This is a genomic window from Vibrio penaeicida (assembly GCF_002933855.1).
Classification (GTDB): Bacteria; Pseudomonadota; Gammaproteobacteria; order Enterobacterales; family Vibrionaceae; genus Vibrio; species Vibrio penaeicida_A.
Map to the genome: position 1 here is coordinate 1 of NZ_BFAQ01000093.1, position 573 is coordinate 573.

A 573-nucleotide genomic window follows, 5' to 3' on the forward strand; every position below is an offset into this window, starting at 1 on the left:
TTAATTGGGCGTTATGTGTCAAAGATTGAATGGAATCCCTTCATGTCATCTAAAAAAGAAAAGGTAATTTTCGCTAGTGATGTCAATCCAAGAGATGGGATAGGTGTCGAGCTATACGAAGGTGATAAACTCTTAGTTGAAATTTTTCGAGATGATACGGAAAGAACTAGAACCGTAACCATCTTTCAAGAAAATGTTCCACTTGAACGTATGGAGCGAGCAATAGAGTTATTCAAGAAAGAAATCCCTTGGGACTTCATAGAATATGACAAAGAATAGTTTCGATGCATATAACAAGCGTATGTTGTGCGTGAGTTTTTGCGTCATAAGGGTTCAGTCCTAAATCGTTTATTTTCATGCAATATGTCTTTGGTCTAGGTTTGCCTTTGAGCTTAAGTGTTGCCATTTCGCCAATATCAAGAAGGTCTGGCAGTTAGATTGTGAGCATTTTCCGATGTTGTTCTTTAGCAACTTAAATCTGAGCAGATGGGTTTAAGTCCTCACTTTTTATGAGCACCTCAATTCTTTGGTATGGGTGAGCTTGGAAAAAATGGTAAACATAACAAAAGCTTC

1 protein-coding gene is annotated in these 573 nt (G+C 37.5%); it reads left to right on the forward strand.

Going from position 1 to position 573, the window contains the following annotated elements; genetic code table 11:
• On the forward strand, window positions 1–279 hold a 279-nt coding region (locus VPNCDNU1_RS28540; RefSeq protein ID WP_237324247.1), incomplete at its 5' end, for a hypothetical protein.
• Window positions 280–573 lie beyond the last annotated feature (294 nt).